The sequence below is a fragment of the Halorubrum tibetense genome (assembly GCF_042661865.1).
In the GTDB taxonomy this organism is placed as follows: Archaea; Halobacteriota; Halobacteria; order Halobacteriales; family Haloferacaceae; genus Halorubrum; species Halorubrum tibetense.
Genome location: NZ_JBHSWW010000385.1, coordinates 1 through 1,830 on the forward strand (window position 1 = coordinate 1; position 1,830 = coordinate 1,830).

Here is a 1,830-nt window from a genome sequence, read left to right on the forward strand (position 1 = left end):
ACGGAGCGCTCGACCGTCGCGTTCGGGCCGACATACGCGTTCGCTCCGACGGTCGTCCCCGACGCGACGACCGCGTTCCGACCCACCGACGCGGTGGACGCGAGGACGCTCCGCTCGTCGACGGCACCGCCCGGGGCGACGTTCCCGTCGATCGCGCCCCCCTCACGGTCGATCACCGCGTCGGTGACGTCGAGGAGGTCCCAGAGGTACGAGACGTCGTGCCAGACCCCGTCGTGTCTGACCGCTCGAACCCCGCCATCGTCGATGAGCCGTTCGACCGTGGCCGGCAGCTGGTACTCGCCGTCCGCGGCGGGGTCGGTCTCCCGGATCGCGTCGAACACTGCGGGGGAGAAGGCGTACACGCCGGCGTTGATCAGCTCCGACTCGATGTCGCGGCCGGGCTTCTCGACGATCGTCTCGACGCGGCCGTCCCGCACCGTGACGACCCCGTACGAGCGCGGCCGGCCGCTTCGCCGAACCGCCATCGCGGCCGCCTCGTCGCCGTCGGCGAGCGCGTCCCGCACGTCGGCGACGATCCGGGAGTCGACGACTCGGTCCCCGTTCAACACGAGGAACGGCGAATCGACGTGTGCCTCCGCCTGTAAGACCGCGTGTGCAGTTCCGAGCCGTTTTCCCTGGGTGACGTATCGGATCGACACGTCCCAGTCACCGCCGTCGCCGAAGTGAGTTTGAATGCGCTCGCGCTCGTAGCCGACGACGAGCACGACCTCCTCGACGCCCGCGTCGCTGACGGCCTCGATCACGTACTCCAAGAGCGGCCGGTTCGCGACCGGAACCATCGGCTTCGGCCGCCGGTTCGTCAGGGGGCTCAGCCGTCGGCCGGCGCCCGCGGCGAGTACGACGGCGGTCGTCGTTCGGTGTTCCGACATGTTCGATCGATTAACCCCGACCGCCTTCAACGTGCGGGCTTCGGTCCCGTTCGCCGGCGGCACCCAGGGCGTTCCGACGGCCGGATCCCTCCACCCTTATGCGCGCCCGGGCGCTATAGGCGAGCGATGAACCTCGGGGTGTTCGACATGATCGGGCTGGCGGCCTCGTTAGTGTTCGCGATCCCGCTCGCGAACTACGCCGTTATCCAGTTGTTTGCCGGCCAGATCGCGCTCGGCGCGGGGCTGCTCGTCGTGGCGGTCGCGATGGTCGTCCTCCCGCAGTACTTCCTCGATCCGGGACGGATCCTCGCCGGGCTGTTAAAAGGGCTTCTCCCACGGCAGCTCCGCGGCGAGGAGGAGACGGACGGCGAGCGGGCGAGGACCGCAACAGCGACTGACACCGACGAGACGGAGGAATCGCCCGAAACGGCGGAGTCTCCCGAAACAGCGGAGTCGTCAGAGACGGGAGAAACGACGGAGACGACGGACACCGCCGAGACGCTCGGCCGCTAATCCGTCTCCATCGGGCCGATCCGTCCCCGTCGGGTCGATCCGTCTCCATCGGGCCGATCCGTCCCCGTCGGGTCGATCCGTCTCCATCGGGCCGATCCGTCCCCGAACGCCGACTCACGACCGACCGCGTTCAGTCGGCACCGTTCCGAACGGGTACGACGCGAGGAGCTCGTAGCCGTCGTCGGTGACGACGGCGAGGTCCTCCAGTCGGACCCCGCCGACCGTGGGGTCGTACACGCCCGGCTCGACCGTCACCACGTGTCCCGGGCGCAGCTCGACGTCACCCGACAGCGACGGCGACTCGTGGAGGCTCACGCCCACACCGTGGCCCGTCCCGTGGGTGAACCCCGCTTCCCCCTCGTCGGCGTCCGGGTCGAACCCGTAGGCGGCCAGCTCCGCGGCCGCCTCGCGGTGGACGGTCGCGGCG

General features: G+C 70.1%; 3 protein-coding genes. 1 reads left to right on the top strand and 2 read right to left on the bottom strand.

The window, feature by feature from the left end:
- Positions 1–890: sugar phosphate nucleotidyltransferase (locus ACFQEU_RS15345; protein WP_379783571.1), on the bottom strand; the 890-nt coding region annotated here is incomplete at its 3' end.
- A 126-nt stretch (positions 891–1,016) separates the two neighbouring features.
- On the opposite strand from ACFQEU_RS15345, the gene ACFQEU_RS15350 reads away from it, so the two are divergent.
- Positions 1,017–1,403 carry a DUF7533 family protein gene (locus ACFQEU_RS15350; protein WP_379783573.1) on the top strand — a complete coding sequence of 129 codons (387 nt, stop codon included), beginning with the start codon at positions 1,017–1,019 and terminating at the stop codon, positions 1,401–1,403.
- A 114-nt stretch (positions 1,404–1,517) separates the two neighbouring features.
- Here the strand turns inward: ACFQEU_RS15350 and ACFQEU_RS15355 are convergent.
- On the bottom strand, positions 1,518–1,830 hold a 313-nt coding region (locus ACFQEU_RS15355), incomplete at its 5' end, for a M24 family metallopeptidase (protein WP_379783575.1).

What these genes read in the sequence shown, in the direction of transcription:
- ACFQEU_RS15350 (WP_379783573.1), top strand. Translation starts at nt 1,017, where the DNA reads ATGAACCTCGGGGTGTTCGACATGATCGGGCTGGCGGCCTCGTTAGTG.